The 20091-nt window shown below is 56.0% G+C and carries 20 protein-coding genes; 9 read left to right on the top strand and 11 right to left on the bottom strand.

Features of this window, described 5'->3' with window-relative positions:
- The first annotated feature begins 12 nt into the window (after nt 1-12).
- On the top strand, nt 13-606 hold the full coding sequence (gene recR, locus FHI25_RS07245; RefSeq protein ID WP_008889080.1) for a recombination mediator RecR: 594 nt from the start codon (nt 13-15) through the stop codon (nt 604-606).
- A gap of 144 nt (nt 607-750) precedes the next feature.
- Here the strand turns inward: recR and aroQ are convergent, their stop codons facing one another.
- Nucleotides 751-1197 (bottom strand): type II 3-dehydroquinate dehydratase, encoded by a 447-nt coding sequence (aroQ, locus tag FHI25_RS07240; RefSeq protein ID WP_210516326.1) that lies wholly within the window; start codon nt 1195-1197, stop codon nt 751-753.
- 268 nt (nt 1198-1465) lie between these two features.
- On the opposite strand from aroQ, the gene FHI25_RS07235 reads away from it, so the two are divergent.
- From FHI25_RS07235 to FHI25_RS07220, 4 genes are all read left to right on the top strand, one after another.
- Nucleotides 1466-2200 carry a Crp/Fnr family transcriptional regulator gene (locus FHI25_RS07235; protein WP_008889072.1) on the top strand — a complete coding sequence of 245 codons (735 nt, stop codon included), beginning with the start codon at nt 1466-1468 and terminating at the stop codon, nt 2198-2200.
- Nucleotides 2184-3548 carry an adenylate/guanylate cyclase domain-containing protein gene (locus FHI25_RS07230; RefSeq protein WP_210516324.1) on the top strand — a complete coding sequence of 455 codons (1365 nt, stop codon included), beginning with the start codon at nt 2184-2186 and terminating at the stop codon, nt 3546-3548. The genes FHI25_RS07235 and FHI25_RS07230 overlap by 17 nt, the downstream gene beginning before the upstream one ends.
- A gap of 116 nt (nt 3549-3664) precedes the next feature.
- Nucleotides 3665-4150, top strand: a complete 486-nt coding sequence (fliW, locus tag FHI25_RS07225; RefSeq protein ID WP_210516322.1) for a flagellar assembly protein FliW — start codon at nt 3665-3667, stop codon at nt 4148-4150.
- 201 nt (nt 4151-4351) lie between these two features.
- Nucleotides 4352-5809: a DUF4139 domain-containing protein gene (locus tag FHI25_RS07220; protein ID WP_210516320.1), complete on the top strand. Its 1458-nt coding sequence runs from the start codon at nt 4352-4354 to the stop codon at nt 5807-5809.
- 61 nt (nt 5810-5870) lie between these two features.
- On the opposite strand, the gene FHI25_RS07215 is transcribed toward FHI25_RS07220, so the two are convergent.
- Entirely contained in the window at nt 5871-6485 is a 615-nt protein-coding gene (locus FHI25_RS07215) for a hypothetical protein (protein WP_210516318.1), read from the bottom strand.
- Between the two features lie 180 nt (nt 6486-6665).
- On the opposite strand from FHI25_RS07215, the gene FHI25_RS07210 reads away from it, so the two are divergent.
- Together FHI25_RS07210 and FHI25_RS07205 are read left to right on the top strand one after the other, a co-directional pair.
- A complete protein-coding gene (locus tag FHI25_RS07210) occupies nt 6666-7241 on the top strand; it encodes a hypothetical protein (RefSeq protein ID WP_210516316.1) in 576 nt (191 codons plus the stop codon).
- Between the two features lie 47 nt (nt 7242-7288).
- On the top strand, nt 7289-8245 hold the full coding sequence (locus tag FHI25_RS07205) for a D-glycerate dehydrogenase (RefSeq protein ID WP_210516314.1): 957 nt from the start codon (nt 7289-7291) through the stop codon (nt 8243-8245).
- A gap of 76 nt (nt 8246-8321) precedes the next feature.
- On the opposite strand, the gene FHI25_RS07200 is transcribed toward FHI25_RS07205, so the two are convergent.
- Nucleotides 8322-10871, bottom strand: coding sequence for a PAS domain-containing sensor histidine kinase (locus FHI25_RS07200; RefSeq protein WP_210516312.1), 2550 nt, complete (start codon nt 10869-10871; stop codon nt 8322-8324).
- 273 nt (nt 10872-11144) lie between these two features.
- Here FHI25_RS07200 and FHI25_RS07195 point away from each other — a divergent pair, with 273 nt between their 5' ends.
- Nucleotides 11145-12401, top strand: coding sequence for an HD domain-containing protein (locus FHI25_RS07195; RefSeq protein ID WP_246878926.1), 1257 nt, complete (start codon nt 11145-11147; stop codon nt 12399-12401).
- Nucleotides 12402-12413: 12 nt separating this feature from the next.
- On the opposite strand, the gene FHI25_RS07190 is transcribed toward FHI25_RS07195, so the two are convergent.
- Entirely contained in the window at nt 12414-12743 is a 330-nt protein-coding gene (locus FHI25_RS07190; RefSeq protein ID WP_210516310.1) for a DHCW motif cupin fold protein, read from the bottom strand.
- A 196-nt stretch (nt 12744-12939) separates the two neighbouring features.
- On the opposite strand from FHI25_RS07190, the gene FHI25_RS07185 reads away from it, so the two are divergent.
- The gene (locus tag FHI25_RS07185) at nt 12940-13875 is read left to right on the top strand and encodes a DUF294 nucleotidyltransferase-like domain-containing protein (protein WP_008889061.1); all 936 of its coding nucleotides are present in this window, start codon (nt 12940-12942) and stop codon (nt 13873-13875) included.
- Nucleotides 13876-13900: 25 nt separating this feature from the next.
- Here the strand turns inward: FHI25_RS07185 and FHI25_RS07180 are convergent, their stop codons facing one another.
- The 7 genes from FHI25_RS07180 to FHI25_RS07150 all read right to left on the bottom strand — a co-directional run bounded on the left by FHI25_RS07180 (nt 13901) and on the right by FHI25_RS07150 (nt 20063).
- Nucleotides 13901-14281 carry a 5-carboxymethyl-2-hydroxymuconate isomerase gene (locus tag FHI25_RS07180; RefSeq protein ID WP_064780501.1) on the bottom strand — a complete coding sequence of 127 codons (381 nt, stop codon included), beginning with the start codon at nt 14279-14281 and terminating at the stop codon, nt 13901-13903.
- A 129-nt stretch (nt 14282-14410) separates the two neighbouring features.
- Entirely contained in the window at nt 14411-15706 is a 1296-nt protein-coding gene (gene ahcY, locus FHI25_RS07175) for an adenosylhomocysteinase (RefSeq protein ID WP_210516308.1), read from the bottom strand.
- Between the two features lie 305 nt (nt 15707-16011).
- A complete protein-coding gene (gene ptsP / locus FHI25_RS07170) occupies nt 16012-17808 on the bottom strand; it encodes a phosphoenolpyruvate--protein phosphotransferase (RefSeq protein ID WP_246878925.1) in 1797 nt (598 codons plus the stop codon).
- Between the two features lie 102 nt (nt 17809-17910).
- The gene (locus FHI25_RS07165) at nt 17911-18186 is read right to left on the bottom strand and encodes an HPr family phosphocarrier protein (protein ID WP_008889057.1); all 276 of its coding nucleotides are present in this window, start codon (nt 18184-18186) and stop codon (nt 17911-17913) included.
- Nucleotides 18187-18250: 64 nt separating this feature from the next.
- Nucleotides 18251-18655, bottom strand: a complete 405-nt coding sequence (locus FHI25_RS07160; RefSeq protein WP_008889056.1) for a PTS sugar transporter subunit IIA — start codon at nt 18653-18655, stop codon at nt 18251-18253.
- 18 nt (nt 18656-18673) lie between these two features.
- Nucleotides 18674-19606, bottom strand: coding sequence for an RNase adapter RapZ (gene rapZ / locus FHI25_RS07155; protein WP_210516306.1), 933 nt, complete (start codon nt 19604-19606; stop codon nt 18674-18676).
- A 16-nt stretch (nt 19607-19622) separates the two neighbouring features.
- Entirely contained in the window at nt 19623-20063 is a 441-nt protein-coding gene (locus tag FHI25_RS07150) for an HPr kinase/phosphatase C-terminal domain-containing protein (protein WP_210516297.1), read from the bottom strand.
- Between the last annotated feature and the right edge of the window lie 28 nt (nt 20064-20091).

Raw genomic sequence — 20091 nt, 5'->3', positions numbered from 1 at the left:
AACGGGATCATCATGACCGGACGGGAAATTGAAAATCTGATCAAGCTGCTTTCGCGCCTGCCCGGCCTTGGGCCGCGTTCGGCACGGCGTGCGGTTTTGCAGATGCTCAAAAAGCCTGAAACATTGATGATCCCGCTGGCCGACGCACTCCATGCCACGGCCGAGGTCATGACGACCTGTTCGAATTGCGGCAATATCGATGTTACCGATCCCTGCCATATCTGTGCCGATCAGAACCGGGGTACGGATATCATCTGTGTGGTCGAGGAAGTCCAGGATCTTTGGGCGCTTGAGCGCGGGGCATCGTTCAAAGGCAAATATCATGTGCTGGGCGGCACACTGTCGCCGCTTGATGGTGTCGGGCCGGATGACCTTAAAATCGATCAGCTGGTCAACCGCGTGCGCGAAAACGCTGTGTCCGAGGTCATCCTTGCCACCAATGCTACGGTCGATGGCCAGACCACAGCGCATTACATCACCGAACGGCTGATCGAAACCGGGGTCAAAGTCACCCGCCTTGCTCATGGCGTGCCGGTGGGTGGTGAGCTTGATTATCTTGATGATGGCACACTGGCGGCCGCTTTGCGGTCAAGAAGCTCGGTCTAAACAGCGATCATTCAGACAGAAAAAAGGGCAGCCATGTGCTGCCCTTAATTGTCTTCAAAATCTCTGTGTCGCAATTATTCAAACTGTCTTCTGGCAGAATTACAACATTTTACGACAACGGGATTGAATAATTCAGAGCCTTTTTCAGGCGGCCTTGATCTTTTCCGCAGCAAGGCGGGTTGCCAGTTCATAGCCATAGGCACCGGCACCTGCCATCACCGCATCGGCGACCGGGCTGATCCAGCTGGTATGGCGGAATTCCTCGCGCGCGTGCGGGTTGGAAATATGCAGCTCGATGATATAGCCCTCAAAGGTCTTGAGCGCGTCATGGATCGCAACCGAGGTATGGGTATAGGCACCGGCATTAATGATCAGGGCGGCTGATTTGGTGCGGGCCTCGTGGATCATGTCGATGATCGCACCTTCATGGTTGGACTGGCCAAACCGCACCGAAACGCCAAGCTCCTTGGCAAGCGTGCTGCATTTTTCCTCGATCGAGGCCAGCGTGTCATAGCCGTAAATTTCCGGCTGGCGCTGCCCCAGCAGGTTCAGGTTCGGTCCGTTGATGACTAGAATTTCCTGCACGCTCATTTCCTTGTTCCCAGCCTTTCCCACCTGAAATCGCGTTGGTGAGCCGTCTCGCCAAGATAGGCAGCACGCCCGACAAATCAAAGCAGAAATAATCATCTGAGTGTATTGCACCGTACTTAAAGCAGCCTTTGGCCTGCGTATTCCGGCATGCCACACCTGCTGATCCAGATACAAAACAGCTTGCTGTAAAGCAGGATATTTGTGCTACTTTGGCATTCGAATTCTGCGATTCGCCCGCTGAAACGAAACCATTTTCAAAGTGAACCCCGTGAACAGTGTAACCGGCCCAAAATCACCGCAACTTGCGAAGATTGCTTCGCGCATTCTGGCAGGCAGCTTCCTGTTTGAGGATCTGGACCCCGAACTGTTGGAGCAACTGTCAAACCAGGCGACTGTCCGCCGGTTCGACGATGGCCAGTTGCTGTTTGAAAAGGGCGCACCGGCAGACGGGCTTTATGCGGTTGAGGCCGGCAAGGTTCGCATTTCATCGGTTTCGGAAACCGGCAAGGAAATCGTGCTTAACGTTCTGGCCCCCGGTGCGGTATTTGGCGAGATCGCATTGCTGGATGGTGAACCGCGCACGGCGACTGCACGTGCGGTTGGCCCGACCCGGACACTTTTCATTTCGCGCGATGACTTCTTTGAAATCTTTGACCGCGAAGCTCCGCTGCGCCGTCACATCACCGCCCTTTTGTGCCGTCGCCTGCGCTGGGTCAGTGACCTGCTTGAAGATGCCAACTTCCTTGATCTGACCGCACGTCTGATCAAGCGCATCTTGTGGCTGGCCGAACGTCATGGCGGCCCGGACCCGGAAGGCATTCGCATCGCACTTCCGCTGTCGCAGCAGGAATTGGGCCTGATGCTGGGTGTGACCCGTGAAGCGGTGAACAAGAAGCTGCGCGAACTTGAAAAACAGGGGATGATCACGCGCCGTGATGGTCGACTGGTCGTCAAGGACAGCGAAGGGCTGAAACAACTTCTTGCTGATGCCGTCAAAAACTGAGCCTTCCGAGTCAATTTTTGAACGCCTTGTCGCCCGCGAAGAAAAGCGCGGGCTGATCCTTGTTGCCTTCTTACGCATCTGCCTTCTGGCGTTCATCCTGCTTTTGTTTAGCAAACCAGACTCCCCAACCGGCAAGCTTTATACACTGCTTGAGGTCCTCGGCTGGTTCATTCCCGGCGTGTTCGTTCAGCTTTTCGTCGCCTTTCGGGGCGGCAAATCATACTGGATGATCTATCTGCTGGCGGTGATTGACGCGGTTCTGATTGTCTATGTCTCGGTTGTGCCCGATCCGCTTAATCCGTTGCTGGATCATCCGGCATGGCTGTATGGCTTTGTCGTGCGCGACCGTGGCGTGGTCTTTTCGATGATCATGATGGCAATCATCATCATGACCTTTTCGCCGCGCCTGATCCTGTGGTTCGGCTTCTGGCTGTTTGCGTCATGGTGCGGGGCGATCTGGTGGCTGATGACGCGGCCCGGCGTGATCGTTTCGCAGCATTTCGGCGATGAATGGAACCCCAGCCAGCAAGAAATCATCGATACCTATAACCTGCCGGAATTTGTCGATATCTCGGCCCTTGCCGAACAGGTGATCATTGTCATCGTCTTTACGCTGGCCTGTGCGGTGATGGTTTCGCGTTTGCGGGTCCTGATCAACCAGTCGGCGGCGTCCGAACGTGCGCATGGCAATCTGGCGCGATATTTCCCGACCGCCCTTGCCGATCAGTTGGCCGATCGTGATGAACCGATCCGTGTGGGTGAACGCCGCGAATGCGTTATTCTGTTTGCCGATGTTATCGGCTTTTCACGCTTTGCCGAAAAGCGCGACCCGCAGGAAGTCATGCGGTTCCTCAACCAGTTCCATCACATCGCAACATCGCAAATCGGTGCCTATGGCGGCATTGTCGAAAAATATATTGGTGATGCGGTGATGGCGAGTTTCGCGGCCTTCGACGATCTTGAAAACCCGGCGGCCAATGCATTTTGTGCCGCACAGGCGATCATTTCCCAGGTCGCCGAATGGCAGGCCCGGGCCCCGGCAAATGGCGGCGAACCGCTTGAAATCGGGGTTGGCCTTAACTTCGGCCCGGCCGTTGTCGGTGATATCGGCCAACGCGAGGCAGTCACACCCGCCGTCATCGGGGCGACGGTCAACCTTGCCGCCCGCCTTGAAAAGGCCACCCGCGAACTTGGCAGCGATACGGTCATGAGCGAACAATTCGCCAACCGCCTGCGTAAAGAGGCCCCGGTTGCCGGACCGATCCTTCTCGCCCGCTATGCTGAGACGCAAACAATTCAGGTCAAAGGGTTTAGTGAACCTGTCGGGGTCCGCTTTAACGGCCGCTAAATAAACTGCTAATAGAATGTCTTCCGGTCTGCCAAGCCCTTGAATATCCGGCAAACCAATCCAAAGTGCTTTGATATTTCTGGTGCAGCATGAAAACGGATCAGCAGGAGGACGCGATGGCGACCGAAAAAGGCGCGAACCCGACGGCCAAGGGGGCCGTCCCGTCCGCCGTAAAACTGACCACCCTGTTTGGCGAACGCGAATTCGCCTGGGACAAGGCCATTTACTTCCCGGCCGGGCTTAAGGGCTTTCCTGATCATAACGTCTTTGCCCTTGCCAGCTTCCCGGGGGAAAGCGGTAATGCATTTCTTTTGATGCAATGCCTGACCGAACCGGAACTGGCCTTTATCGTGGCACCCTATAACCTTGAAAGCGATACGATCCGGCCCGAACATCTTGAACAGGGCTTTGGCATTCACGGTATCAAAAAGGAAGATGGCGCGGTGTTGCTGATTGTGACCCTGCACAAGCCCGATGATGGCCCGGTGAGCATGTCGGTCAATCTGCGCGCGCCGATCATCATTGATACCGCGCGTCAGGCAGCCTACCAACATCACCTTCCCGAGGTCGGCGGATATTCCTTCCACCACGTTCTGAGCTAAGCACTAGCCCCATCGTCAGATCCTGACTTTTGCTGTGCATCGAATTGCGCCGGCCAACGTTTGTGTGCATTGGTGCCACGTGTTTATGCGTCTTGCCTGAAATTATCCCTGCATGTCCTTGATCCTGCCATCTTTTCACGCAAAGGTGGCAATCAGAGCAAATTGCATAGCCCCACTTCATCAGGACAAAAGGGATCGGGAATGACAGCAGCATTACGCAATCGTTTTGCACTCGCCGCCTTGTTGGGATCAGCGGTATTTTTCGGACCGGATGCTGAGCCTGCCCGCGCGCAAAGCCCGTCCGTCGGACTATCAGCCGACAACCGCACCAGCCTGCAGCTGACGGTTTATCCCGGCAACCTTTCGCTGATTACCGAAAAACGCGATGCGGCCATTCCCGCAGGCCAAAGCACGCTTCGCATTGATGGCCTGCCCCAGACCATCATGAATGACTCCTTCCTGCTTGGCACTGCCAAGGATGCCGATCTTGTCTGGACGTCCTTGCGCAATCGCGGCAACGGATCAAACGCCATTGACGACCTTGTGCGCGATCAGATCGGCAAGACCGTCACCATTCGCCGTGACGATGACCTGATTGAAGGCACCCTTGTCGCGGTAAGCCATGTTGCCCTGATTGAAACCGATGCCGGTCTGGAACAGGTGCCGCTTGATCAGGTGATTGTTTCCGAACTGCCCGATGGCTTTACCACCAGCCCGACCCTTGATGCGGATATCGCGTCCGGTACCGCGCTTGATCACGTTTCCATGGCCTATCTTCTGGGCGGAATCGGTTGGAACACGACCTATACCGCCTATTATGACCGCGCGGAAAACAGTTTGAAATTGACCGCAATCGCCAAGGTCATGAACGGATCAGGCAGCGATTATGACAATGCGTCCTTGCGTCTGGTAGCTGGTGACCCCAACCGGGTGCAACAGCCCCCGATGGCCAAGGCCGCACGCACCGAAATGATGATGTCGGCCATGGCCGATGGTGCCGCACCTTCTGCTGGCGCACCCGACCGGGCAAGTTTTGAAAACCTGCATGTTTATGGCCCGTTTGACGGCCTTTCGATGCAGGATGGCGATACGGTCATTCTGCCACTGCTCGACCCACAGGTCCTGCCGGTCAAACGCCACGCGATCTTCCAGGCATCAAGCAGCGTCTATAACATGGCGCAAAATGACACCAACGACTTCGTCCGTCCGGATCTTGAAATCGACATCACCAACCAAGGCGGCAAAGACGCCAAAAGCCCGTGGCCGGATGGCATCGTGCGCATCTATGCCCAAACCCCGGCAGGCGATACCGGCTATCTTTCCGAAGACATGATTTCGCTGACCCCGGTTGGCCGTGATGCGACCCTGCGTCTGGGCAAGGCCAGCGATCTTAACGGCACACGAAATGTCACCTCGTTTGACCGCAAGGCCCGTCCGAACCTGCCAGACGCGATTAAGGCCGATCTAAAATGGACCATCCGCAATACCAGCGACCGTGTCGAAACCGTCACCGTCCGTGAAGACCTGCCAACGGATTGGAAAGTGACGGCCGAAAGCCACAAGCATGAACGCGACCAACCCGGCCAGATCAGCTGGGACATCGAAGTTCCGGCAAATGGTGAAGTGACGTTGACCTGGTCAGTGGCAAGCACCCGCTGATCAATCAATCCATGAATTGGAACGGCCACAGGGAAACGTCCTTGTGGCCGTTTTTCTTTGCTCAGGACTTGCCGCGCGCAGAGTAAAACGCCTTGGCCAGTGGCAACAAAACATTGGCATCGGGCAACTGACCCGTCCGGTTGCACAGATCGGCATAGATACAGATCAGCTTGGTCAAAAGGACAAACGCGTCCTGATTGCGCATCCCGGCAAAGGCACCCAGCACTTTGACCGCATCGCATGCCGCATCGCGCGCCAGATCAAGCTTGCCCGCCCCTTGCAGGGCCAGAACAAGCGCGGCCAGTGAATAGCCCAGATCAAGACGTTCCTTGTCATCCTTGCGCCCAACGCAATTGCGCAGGCGATCCTGACGCAGTTCCACGGCCTGACAGGCGGCATCCACCGCCCATTCCCATTCACCGGCCTCGATCTCAAGCGCGGCCCGGTTATTGAGACTAAGTGCCAGCCCCGCCACCGCCGCATCACGTGCCGTCGGCAAATGCAGCGCGAAAATTGTATCGGCGGCATCAAACAGCGCCAATGCCTCTTCGCGCTGATCGGGCCTGTGGTTGCTGGCCATTTCAAGATACAGCCGCGCGACCGCCAGCGAGTTGGGATCGGTTTTTTCAAGATAGGACAAGCGCAACGCATATTCTTCGTCCGTATTGTCCGTCATCCTGATCCCGCCACCTCGTTTTGCCGTCTCAAGGGCCCGATGACCCGTGCAAGAAAAAGACGTTTGGCAACCCCACCTTGTGAAGGACGGGCATTCGGGGATAAGCTGTTGGACTGTTGCCCACAGACTGCTAGACACATTCATGTCTGCTTTGCCCCACAGCCCGGAAACAAGCCCTAAATGAACACCTCCAGCGAAACCCTGCGCGCCCTTTACGGCACATGGCGTCTTGCCCGTGGCGATACCCAGGGTCTTGGATTTTTTAATTTTTTGATCGAGGGATTCTGGCGTTCGTTTCTGGCAGCAGTGATTGTGTTTCCGGCCTTTGCGATGTTGCGCTGGAACGACATTTTCGATGCCCCGGACGACTTCCCGGCGATGCGTTACATGCTGGTCGAAGTCATTGCCTATGTCATCAAATGGGTCGCCTTTCCGCTGATCATGTTCCATGTCATCCCGATGCTGGGCCGTGCCGAACGCTATATCGCGTTTGTCACGGTCTATAACTGGGCAAGCGTGCTTCAGATGGGGCTTTATCTGGCGGCCTTGATGCTGGGGGTGTTGTTCCCATCGCTGGGTGCCGGTGGCTTTGTCTTTATCGCGGTGATCGCGACGCTGGTGTATGGCGTCTATATCGCCAAGCTGACCCTGTCGGTCCCGATCCCGACGGCGAGCACCATCGTTCTGGCCGACTTCCTGCTGTCGCTGGTGATCACATCAATCGGTATCCGTCTGGCCGTTGGGCAGCTATTCTAGAACAATTGAAAACTTAAAAACAAAATCGCTTCAGGGAGAAACCCATCATGAAACCTGTTCTTGCCGTCACCCGCCGATTGCCCGATGCCGTCGCCAAACGTGCGGCTGAAAGTTACGACATCCGCACCCAGGAAGATGACGATCCCCTGACCCGGGCCGAAATCCTGGCGCTGTGTCATGGCGCGGATGCCGCCCTTGTTTCGGTGGGCGATCCGATTGATGCCGAATTTTTTGATCATCTATCCGACAGTGTCAAAATCATCGCCACCTTCTCGGTCGGGACCGATCATATCGATCTGGCAGCGGCCAGGAAAAAGGGCGTGATCATTGGCAACACCCCGGGTGTGCTGACCGATGCCACCGCCGATATTGCCTGGCTTCTGATCCTTGGTGCCGCCCGCCGCGCAAGCGAGGGGGAGGCCGAAGTCCGCAACGCCACCTGGTCAAGCTGGCGTCCGACCCATCTGATGGGCACGCAAGTAACAGGCAAGAAACTCGGCATCGTTGGCATGGGCCGCATTGGACAGGCGGTCGCCAAACGCGCCCGCGGTTTTGATATGGACATCCATTATTACAACCGCCGCCAGTTGCCCGCCGATCAGGAAGTGGGGGCGACCTATCACGACAGCATCGAGGGCCTTTTGCCCCATTGTGATTTCCTGTCGCTGCATTGCCCGTCAACGCCCGAAACACGCGGCATGGTCAATTCGGATTTCATTGCCAAACTGCCCGATGGCGCGATCATCGTGAACACCGCGCGCGGCGATGTCGTCAATGATCAGGACCTGATTGCCGCCCTGAAATCGGGCAAACTGACCGCAGCCGGGTTGGATGTGTTCGCGGGTGAGCCAAATATCGAGCCGGCCTATCGCGACCTTGCAAACACCTTCCTGCTGCCGCATCTGGGATCGGCCACGGTTGAAACCCGCAACGCCATGGGCTTCCGCGCGCTTGATAACATCGATGCGTATGTTGCCGGCAAGGACGTGCCGTTTACGGTCTGATCAATCATGATCAATCCAGCAAAGCAAAAGGCGCCATCTGGCGCCTTTTTCGTATCTGTCTGACGGGTCTGCGGCCTTAGCCGAGATCGCTTTCCTCGCCCGCGGGCAGGATACAGGCGATCTTGCGGCCATCGCGGCTGATCTTCACACGTCCACCATGGATTTCGACCACAGCCCGGACCATCGCCATACCAAGGGCCCTGCGGGCCGATGGGGATTCACCATCGCGCAGGCCTTCAAACAGCATCGGTTGCGGTGCTTCGTCCGACAGCGAGATCGAGATTTCGATATCCTCGCCACTGCGCTTTGCGACAACGGAAACCTCGCTGCCCTCGGGTGCTGTGCGCAGCACGTTGGTCACCAGAATGAACAAGGCCTGTTTCAGGCGCCGTTCATCGGCCACCATCCAGCCGATCTGGCGCGAACAATAAAGACGCAGCGACACGTTCAGTTCCGCCAGGCGCGCCCGTGTCAAAGCTTCGAGGGAGCGCAGCAAACGTCTTGGGTCGACGGTATCAAGTTCAAGGGCGACCTGCCCGGATCCAAGGGTTGCCAGATCGCGCATGTCATCGACCAGCGCCAGCATGCTTTGCGCTTCGGTCCGGATGGTTTCGACCGAGCGCGCCACATTGCCGGTCAGATGCGGGATCAATCGATCAGACTCGCCATTGATGTGATCAAGCGGCTTGGTCAGTTCGCGCGATACGGTGGAAATGAAGTCCGACTTCATCTGGTCTGCGGTGCGCAGTGCCTCATTGCGTTCACGAAGCGCACGTTCAACCCGGATGGTGTCCGTCACATCGATATAGGACATCATCACCGCCCCGTCGGGCAGCGGAACGATGGCAAAATCAACAATCGAATTATCCGCGCGTTCCAATCGGCCATTCATCGGTTCATGGTTGGTGATCCGCGCGACCATGCGGTTTTTGAACTTTTCCCAGTCGTCGCGTTCGCGCCAATACTCCTTGGATTTCTCGACCACGTCGCCCAGATGCGGCGCGACATCAAGGAAGGTGCTTTCAAGACCCCAAAGATCGGCAAAACCATGGTTATAAAGCCGCAGGCGTCCATCGCCACTGATCACGCCGACCGCCTCGTGCAGGCTTTCCAGCGTTTCACGCTGAACTGCAATCAGGGTGTTGTAGGAACTTTCCAGAACCAGCTTGTCGGTGACATCTTCATAAACAAACATCAGCCCGCCAAACGGATGGGGCGAGATGAAGCGACGCAAGGTCATGCCATTTGGCAGATGCATCAGGTCTTCTTCAGGTTTCAGAAGATCGGTAAAGCGCTGGTTTTCGGTATTGCGGAACTGGGCGAAATCGGTGACTTCGGGCAGTTTACGTTCATCGCGCAGGCGCCGCAAAACATCATCATGGGTCGGCTCGGTCCAGAGCCATTCGTCATCAAGATCCCAAAGCTTGGTAAAGGCGGTGTTAAAGAAAATAAGCCCCTTATCCCCGCCATAGACCGCAATCGCAGTGCCCAGGTTTTCAAGCACCTCGGCATGGGCGCGGATGTGGCGCGACAGATCGGACTGCAATTCTTCGACCGGGGTACAATCAATCGCAAAGCCGATCAGGCCATCGGGCTCGTTCGCCGCCCCGCCCGGCATTTCGGTAATGCGCAGCAATTTGCGATCACCGCGAATGACAACATGGAAATCGCGGGTCAGGCTTTCATTATTGCGCTGAACCGATGCCGCCAATGATCGCCCGTGATCGGGAATCACCCCCGCACCGATTTCGGCCTGTGCGGCCAAGGCATCCTCAATTGTTTGATATTCGACCGCATCGGCATAGGCGATGTTGCAATCGATCAGGCGAAGTTCGCTATCGCGGCGCCAGACCGGGAAGGGCAGGCTATCAAGTAACTGACGCAGACCCGATACTTCATGCTTAAGCAGCTGAAAATCGCCAAACTGGTTTTCGCGTTCTCGCGAATGGCGGGTTTCATCGCGGAACCACAAACCATGCGCCAATACATCCGATGACCGATCCTTGCGCGCGGCCATGCCGGTCACGTGGAATTTGCGCTCATCGACCGTGGTGATCCAAAGCTCAAACCGGTCATGCCCGGTTTTAAGGTTCCGCACCCGTTCCTTGAGTGCTGCGGCATCTTCATCGCGCAACAGATCCAGCAGATCGGGAAAGCGCCCATCCTGACCCAGTTGGAAGGCCCGTTTAAGCGACGGACTGGCCCCCTCGGCAAAGCCATGGCGGCTCCAATAGTAAACCGGGTCAGGACCGGCGAATAAAAGCTGGGTGAAAAGCTCTGTCTCGCCCGCCAGTTCGTGTTCGTGATCTTCGACTTCTTCGAGGTGACGACGCATCCGAAGCGACAGCCGCCAACCAACCCAACCGGCAATCGCCGCACCACCAACAGCCGCCAAGCCAACCACCAGCCAGTCGCGGTCACTTAGGCCCGCCAGGCTTCCGAAAATCGTCGCACCAATGCCATCGGCCTGAGCCACAGCGGGAGTCGCGCTCTCCGCTGTATTTGTTGTGGTATTAAGGCGAAATTTTTCCTGGGCCTGCACGGTTATCGACAGACCAAACGTGGCAACCATCGCACCCGCGCCGCGCCAAAAGGCCGGGCGCGCCAAATCAGACAATCTGCGCATGATCGCCACTGTCTTTTTGCCTGCGCAAAGCTGTGTGGATGCCTGTTCGGATGCTCGCCGTGTCACGTGTTGTTAACCGTTTGTGTTTATGAGCTATTATTATGGTGAAAACGCCGTGCTTTTACCACCGTTTCACATCATTACGGCAACAGGCTTGTCTGGTGGCGTATTTCATGGCGAAATCTTCGGGTCAAAACTCATTCACATGGCCAGTGATTCCGTTTATGTCTGCGGGACACACATTCTCAACTGAGCGCATCAACCATTCCTAAAATGAGCCCAAAACCGCAGCTAGACCTTTTTGCCCAGCGCGCAGAGCCCAAGCAGGCCGCGCCACAAAAGGACTCTGCCGTGCTCAAGGCGGCGGCAAAACCGGTACCCGAAATTGGCGATCTGTTTGATACCAATTTCAATGCCGATGACATCGCCGAATGGGAACTGCTGTTTCGCGATGTGCCGCAATATAACTACCATTTCAAACGCGCCCAGATCGCCTCGGCCTTTGACCGGCCCTTGCACAAGAAACTGATCGCCTCGCCCGCCTTTGAACGGTTGCGCGAAATCTCGTTCCTTGGTGCCATCGATTATCTGTTCCACCCGAATGGACGCCCGGCCAATATCCGTCATTCACGCTATGACCACACGATTGGCGTCGCATTGCTGTCGCAACGCTATTGCCGTTTGATGGGGCTGTCTGACGCCGATTGCGACCTTTTGGGTGCCGCCGCCCTTTTGCATGATATCGGCCACGGCCCGTTTTCCCATACGCTGGAACCGGAATTCGCAAGGCGATTTAACCGCAACCATCATCAATTGACCAACCAGATCATCACCGGCGAGGTCGATCTTGATCTGTCGGTCAATCATTTGCTGGTCAAGCATGGGGTGGATCCGGATGAAGTGATCGCGCTTCTGTCGAAGAAGTCCGATCACCCGCATGCCGCCCTGTTTTCCGGCCCGGTCAATATCGACACGCTTGAGGGCATCAGCCGCACCAAAACCTATGTCCATCCCAACCATGTGCATTGCCACCCGCGCCTGTTGCTTGAGGCGGCGGTGAAACTCGATGCAGATTCGCTGAAACGTCTCGATAAATTCTGGCAGTTGAAAGAAGACATCTATCGCAATTTCATCTTTGGTCCGATGTGCTTTGCCACCGACCATCTGTGCCGCGAATTTGTCGTCAAAAATGCGCCGGACTTTGCCGCCGATGACTTCCTGCTGACCGAAAAGGCGTTCCTGAATAGCCATCCGCCGTTCAAGAAATTCCTGCATAGTCTCAAAAACCGGATCGAGCTTGATGGCGTTGCCGACGTTGTCGACCATCAACTCAGCGCATCGGCCAGCAGCTTTGACCTGCACGAGGCCAAGGTGCCGCGGCGTGAATTTCACATCAACAAGGATGTCGAAGTCCGCTGCTTTGCCGATCTGTCAAAACGCTACTACGAGGAAAAGCATTCCTTCCTGCGGCGCGTCGGCAGCCTGACCGATCCGGCCCAGCAAGCCGCCGCCGCCAGCCTGTTTGATTAAGGCCCGGCCGTTTTAATCAACGACGAAAAGGGTCGCGCCGGTTTCGGTTGAGGAACGATGGGCCTCTGCGTTGTCTGCCACCTGATAGCTCATGCCCGGTTTCAGGACATATGTCCGGCCATCCTCAAGCTCGGTCACCAGTTCGCCTTCAAGACACAACAGAATGTGCCCCTTGGAACACCAGTGATCTGCCAGATAACCGGCGGAATATTGCACCATCCGCACACGGATCGGGCCAAAGTGGCGGGTTCGCCAGGTCGCCATGCCGGTTTCACCGCTATGTTCGGTCGGTTCAATCGCAGACCAGTCGGTTGTACCGAACGGCAGATCGGAAATATCCATGATGGGAAAACTTTCACGGTCAAGGGGACGCAGAAGGTTCAAGATATTGAATAGGCGCGAAAAATATCTGCCGCGCCCATAAAACTGTCAATCAGCTTAATTGGACAGTGCCATATCAGTTAAACGTGGTTTTAATCTTTAACCATTAGGCAGATACTCGGATATCAACGAGTCGCACCAAGAGGCTGTCCCGATCTTGTTACCGCAAACCATCGCAACCAATCAGCACTACTCAGCCACCCGTCTGGCCGAGATGCGCGATGCATTGGGTAAAAGCCTGTCGGGCGATACATTTTGCGTGGTGGTGACCGGGTCCTATGGGCGGCATGAAGCATCCGATCAATCCGATCTGGATTACTTCATCATTGGCCGCGAAGCCGAACGCAGTCAGGCGCCGCACCAGCAGGTCGCCGATATTCTTGGCAAGATGGTCACCAAGAAACCGGCGGTAAACGGCCCTTTTTCGTCCTATATCACCGCCGAGGAACTGGTCAATCGTATCGGGCTTGATGGCGATACCAACTCGATCACCACGCGTCGGCTGTTGTTCTTGCTGGAATGTGAGTGGCTGTATAACGAGGCGGGCAAACGCAAATTCTTTGACGATCTGATCGCCAATTACGTCACCAGTTCGGTTACACGTGATTCCATCGCGCGGTTTCTGGTCAATGACGTGATCCGCTATTACCGCACCATCAGCGTCGATTTTGAAATCAAGACCCGCGAAGGCGATGCCAGCAAGGCCTGGGCACCCCGGCGGCTGAAACTGGTTTTCTCGCGCAAGATGCTTTATTTCGGCGGCATTATCGCAGCGGCCGAAACCGCAGGCCGGGATTATGCCGGCAAACGTGAAAAACTGTCCGAGCTTTTACAGCTGCCACCGATCACGCGCTTGCAAACCGTGTTTGGCGAGAAAAGCCTTCCGGCACTGGAACTTTATGACCGTTTCCTGCGCGAACTTTCCGATCCGGAAGTCCGCGCGCGCCTCGATGGCGTTGGGCCGCATGATCGCAATGATACGGAATTGCGATCCCTGCTTGATGCCGGCAAAGGCTTTTCACGTGAGCTGATCAAACTGCTTAATGATCGTTACGGCCCGGATCATCCGATCCATGAAGCGCTTCTGATGTAATCACACGGCAAACTTGGTGGCGCAATCAGGCAGCGCGTGGGCCGTCGGTGACATGCTTGAAATAGTTTTCCCGATCAAGGTCATGAACTTCGACGGTAAACTGCACCTGATAATCGCCAACCAGCCATTCCAGCCGGTCAATGAGTGCGGCAAGGGCGGCCTCGCCAGTGGCGAATTTCACCGCATTGATCCGGCCTGACAGAAGCCGGATATCAAGATGGACCATGGCGTTTTTCGGATCGCCATCGCCGATCACGACATTTTCCAGCGGCGTAATCCGGGTCTTGAAAGAACTCAGTTCCGCATCGGCCTCGCGGGCGATGACGTAATGCAAATCAACCGCCAGCTTGGACAATTCGTCCTTGATTGGCAGTTGGGCAGAATATTCGATTTCAAGCTGGGGCATGGCCGCCATCCGTCTGACAAGATTTAAATTCTTCTAACAACTTGCTTTGTATCTGGACACCAAAAAAGCCGGTCTGAATAAACAGACCGGCTTTGATGCAAATCGGCAGCTGCCAATTAGTAGCGCCAATTAATAGCGATAATGATCCGGCTTGAACGGGCCAGCCTGCGGAACGCCGATATATTCGGCCTGTTCGTTCGACAGCTTGGTCAGTTTCACGCCAAGACGATCAAGGTGCAGGGCTGCAACTTTCTCATCGAGGTGTTTCGGCAGGACGTAGACCTTGTTTTCGTAGTTGGCGTGGTTTTTCCACAGCTCGATCTGGGCCAGCACCTGGTTGGTGAAGGATGCCGACATCACGAAGCTCGGGTGACCGGTTGCGCAACCAAGGTTGACCAGACGACCTTCGGCCAGAACGATCAGACGTTTGCCATCCGGGAATTCGACTTCGTCTACCTGCGGCTTGACGTTGTCCCACTTGTAGTTACGCAGCGAACCGATCTGGATTTCGGAATCGAAGTGACCGATGTTGCAAACGATTGCGCGGTCTTTCATCGCACGCATGTGGTCAAGCGTGATGATGTCGATGTTACCGGTGGTGGTGACAAAGATGTCGCCAACCGGGGCTGCGTCTTCCATGGTGGTGACTTCGTAACCTTCCATCGCGGCCTGCAAGGCGCAGATCGGATCGATTTCGGTTACCAGAACGCGTGCGCCCTGGCTGCGCATGGACGCGGCCGAACCTTTACCCACGTCACCGAAACCCGCAACAACCGCGATCTTGCCGGCAACCATGACGTCAGTTGCGCGCTTGATGCCATCAACAAGGCTCTCGCGGCAGCCATACAGGTTGTCGAATTTCGACTTGGTGACCGAGTCATTGACGTTGATCGCCGGAACCTTAAGGGTGCCTTTTTTCGCCATTTCATAGAGGCGATGCACACCGGTGGTGGTTTCTTCCGACAGACCTTTGATGTCTTCAAGAAGTTCCGGATACTTGTCGTGGATCAGCTGGGTAACGTCGCCGCCATCATCAAGGATCAGGTTCGGCTTCCAGCCGTTCGGACCGGAAATGGTCTGCTCGATGCACCACCAGAATTCTTCCTCGGTCTCGCCTTTCCAGGCAAATACCGGGATTTCAGCAGCCGCGATCGCCGCAGCAGCCTGATCCTGGGTGGAGAAGATGTTGCACGAAGACCAGCGAACTTCTGCGCCGAGTGCCGTAAGCGTCTCAATCAGAACTGCGGTCTGAATGGTCATGTGCAGGCAGCCGACGATGCGCGCGCCAGCGAGCGGCTTGGCCGCGCCATATTCATCGCGCAGCGCCATCAGGCCCGGCATTTCGGTTTCGGCAATCGCGATTTCCTTGCGGCCCCAACCGGCCAGCGAGATATCAGCGACCTTGTAATCGGTAAAGTTCGACATATCGTCTCCAATCAAACAGGAATGGCGCATCCGCATGGGATTTCCATCCTGCCGATACGCCGAAGAATTCTGTTGCGATCATTTCCCTGATCGCTATAGGCCACATATAAAGATATCTTTATATCGTTTTCAAGTCCTTTTTTGACGGAATTTGCATTCCGGGCAAAACCGGACCGGATAAAAGATGCCCACGCCTTTGAATCCGCGCTGTTCAGCACGCGGAAAAACAAGAACACAAAGGCACGGAACTGCCCCCTATGTTGGGATGCGTTGCGATCACGACAAGCTATGGCTGGCGGGATTTGTCAGGCGAGATCGTTGAAGTCATCAAGCATCATGGCAATTCGGGCAGAATCCCATTGTTCCATGACGCGGTTGGCCTGATGTTCGGAATTGCGACTATCAAGGCGGCGCAGGCGCTGTTTGACCAGCAACAGATTTACCGGCGACATCGAAAGGTTACGCAAGCCAAATCCGATGAACAGCGGCACATAACGCGGATCACCGGCCATCTCGCCACAGACACTGACGGGTATATCACGTTCGCGGGCCACCTTGATCACATCGCGGATCAGGCGCAATACAGCCGGATGCAGCGGATCAAACATGCCCGCCACCTGATCATCGGTGCGGTCAATCGCCAGGGTATATTGCGTCAGATCGTTGGTGCCGATGGCAAAGAAATCACTGTCGCGCGCCAAGGTATCCGCCGCCAGCGCCGCGGCGGGAATTTCGATCATCGCACCAAGCGGCGGCAGGGTTTCGGGGATCGGATGGCCGTCCTTGCGCAGGCGCTTTGCCACCGCCTCATAGATCTGACGCGCACGCGTCATTTCATGCACGTTGACCACCATCGGAAGCAACACCCGAACAGATCCATGCAGGGAGGCGCGCAGGATGGCGGCAAACTGTGCTTCAAGCAGTTCCGGCTTGCGCAATGATAACCGTATGCCACGCAATCCAAGGGCCGGGTTCGGGCCAGACACGATTTCATTTTGAAGGGCGACGGCCAGTTTTTCACCACCGATATCAAGGGTTCGGATGGTCACCGGTTTGCCATCCATGCGTTTGACGATATCGGCAAGTTCTTCGTATTGCTCGTCCTCGTCGGGCAGATATTCCTTGTTCATGAACATGAACTCGCTGCGCAAAAGACCGATACCGGTCGCCCCGTTTTCCAGGGCCGCGGCAAGTTCGATTGGCAGTTCGATATTGGCATGCAGGTCAATATCAATGCCGTCACGCGTTGATGACGGTACATCGCGAAGCGATGCCAGCTTTTCACGCGCCGCCAGCCAGTCAGCACGGCGTTGGGTATAATGTTCGATGTCGGCATCGCTTGGCGACAGGATCACTTCACCGCGCCCGCCATCGATAATGATCTGATCGCCGCCAGCAACGCCGCGAACGATATCAGCAGCCCCCAAAACGGCCGGAATACCAAGAGATCTCGCCATGATGGCGGTATGCCCCTCTGCCCCACCAAGGGCGGTGACAAAGGCGGTGAGCTGGCCCGGTTCAAAGCGCGCCATATCGGCCGGACTGACATCCTCGGCAATCAGGATGGACCCCTGTGGGGCATTGTCCATTGCGCGGTCGGTCTCACCGATCAGGCAGCGCATCAGGCGCAGGCCCACCTCGCGAATGTCCGTGGCGCGTGCCGCGAGATAGCTGTCTTCCATGCCCGAAAACTGTTCGGCAATCGCATTGATCACTTCGCTGACCGCATGCACGGCATTAAGCTTGCGCGAGACGATCAGTTCTTCGGCCCCGCGCACCAGACGCGACTGGGTCAGCATGTGGATATAGGCATCCATCAGGAAGCCAAGTTCCTCGGATGCGGCACTTTCGGCACTTGATGATTGGGATTTCAGGCGTTTGAGCTGATCAATGCTTTCGGCAACGCCATCATGAAGGCGTTTGCATTCGGCCTGCACGGCATCTTGGGAAATCGGCTTGCGGCTGACATGGACGATCTGGCGATCCAGAACAAAGGCGCGACCGATCACAATCCCGCCCGACGCGCCCAATCCGGTTATGACCCGTCGAACGCCCGAGTTATTTTCATCTGAAACGGTTTGGTCTTTTGGAGGAACTTGCAAACCTTCTTTGCTACCAACTCGTTTTTATTGTTATCCCGACAACGCTTTCTTGTTGTCACGAAATTCAGACGCCTGTGACCCCAAACTGGGGCCGGATGGGTCTTATTCTTCGTCGAACTTGGCATCGACCAGTTCGTTAAGCGCATCAATCGCCTGTTTGGCGTCCGGGCCGGTGGCCTCGACCTCGATCTCGGTGCCGATCGATGCGGCCAGCATCATCAAACCCATGATCGACACACCCGACACTTCGGTGCCACGGTTGCGCACCATGATGCTCGATTGAAATTCACCTGCCAGTTTAACAAATTTTGCAGCCGCCCGCGCGTGCAATCCGCGCTGGTTGCTGATTGTTAAAGTGCGTTTTTCCTTCTGCGCCATGTATGTCCCCGCAAGCCTGATGCACTGTCCCCGCGCATCCGGCCCTGTTCTTTTTGTGGCTGACTTATTCCTCGCCGCTCAGCAAACGCGACGCAACGTTGATGTATTTACGCCCCGCATCCTGGGCCGCATTGACCGTCTCGGCCAAGGTGCCGTCGATGCGAACAGATGCGAGTTTAATCAGCAAAGGTAAATTAACCCCTGCGATGACTTCGACATTTGCCTGTTCCATAATGGAAATCGCCAGATTGGACGGGGTTCCGCCAAACATGTCGGTCAGAAGGACAACACCTTTGCCGCTGTCGACCTTTTCGACACTGGCAAGAATATCTGCGCGGCGTTGTTCCATGTCGTCATCCGGTCCGATACAGACCGCTTCGACATTTTCCTGTTCGCCAACAACATGCTGCAAGGCAGATACGAACTCTTTCGCGAGATCGCCGTGGGTGACCAGCACCATCCCGATCATGCAGTTTTCTCCATTTTATCACTCCCCCGTGGTCGGCTCGTCCGGTTTGTCCCGATGACTGAGATGTGTGTCATATCCCAGATCGGCAATCCAGTCATTGAGTAACCGCGCGATATAAACCGAACGATGTTGCCCCCCCGTGCACCCGACCGCAATGGTCAGATAGCTTTTACCTTCCTGCGCATAACGCGGCAAAATCGGCTCCAGCATTGCCTTCAGGCGGTCGATAAACCCGGCGAAGTCCGGGTCTTCTTCTATATAGTGCCCAACAGCCGCATTCATCCCGGTCATCAGGCGAAGCTCGGGATCATAATGCGGGTTGCGCAGAAAGCGAACGTCAAAAACAAGATCGGCTTCTGCCGGAACACCCTGACGGAACGAAAAGCTGCGCACAAAGATCGCAAGGCCTTCATTTTCGCCGATGTCGAACTGGTCTTGCAGGATCTTGCGAAGCTCGGCCGATTTCAGGCGCGATGTATCAATGCGCATATCCGCCGTGGCGGCAATCGGCGCCATCAGGCGTTTTTCATGCTCAATCGCGTCGACCAAGGGCCGATCATGGCTTAGCGGATGCGGACGTCTGGTTTCGGTAAATCGACGCTGCAGGACCGTCGTGTCGGCATCGACATAGATCATCAACGGATCCATGCCCGTCTGTTTGCGAAGGCGACCGACAATCTCGACAAACTGATCAACACCGAAATCACGGGTCCGGATATCAAGGCCGATGGCAATCGGCTGTTCCGGGCGACAATCCCCCGGTACCAGGGCAGACAACATGCGCAGCGGCAGGTTATCGACCGCGTCAAAGCCGAAATCTTCAAGAATCTTAAGGGTCGTCGTGCGCCCGGCGCCGGATACCCCGGTCACAAGAACCAGTCCGCTTTTGCCATCAAACGCCCCCAGGGCCTTATTCTGGCTGTCCGAAGAATTCGCCGAAGTTTTCTGCAAGTCTGGGTCCTGTGGATTACGGTTCAAGTGTCATTCCACCCGTCGCGAGCGCCAAAGCTACTCCAATCTTTGCCTCGATGGCCAGATCGGATGCACATAATGTCCAACGCGGGATCGCAATGCCACAAATCTCTTCGAATTCGGGTTCGGGCATGCGTTCAACCGTGCTTGGATCGGTGACGAGATCAATCAGAACCCGCACATCGCCCTCGGTTTTTTGCGGCAAACCGCGCACAACCCCGATGCCGCGGACTTCACACAATCCGGCAATCTGATCGGGTGCGCTGGCGATCAGGCGACCATCGCGCGCCACAAGTTCGGTTCGATCATCGGAAACAAGAAAGCCGCCCGCGTCGATCAGACGCAGCGAAAGCCCGGATTTTCCAGATCCGGATGGTCCGCGCAACAGCACCGCATGGGCGCCGATCCGGACACAATTTGCGTGAAGCTGGGACATAATGCAAAACGATGCTTGGCAGAGGTTG

It is taken from the genome of Thalassospira sp. ER-Se-21-Dark, assembly GCF_017922435.1.
In the GTDB taxonomy this organism is placed as follows: Bacteria; Pseudomonadota; Alphaproteobacteria; order Rhodospirillales; family Thalassospiraceae; genus Thalassospira.
Note: the sequence above shows the minus strand (reverse complement) of the source record. Positions and strands in the feature narration are given on the sequence as shown.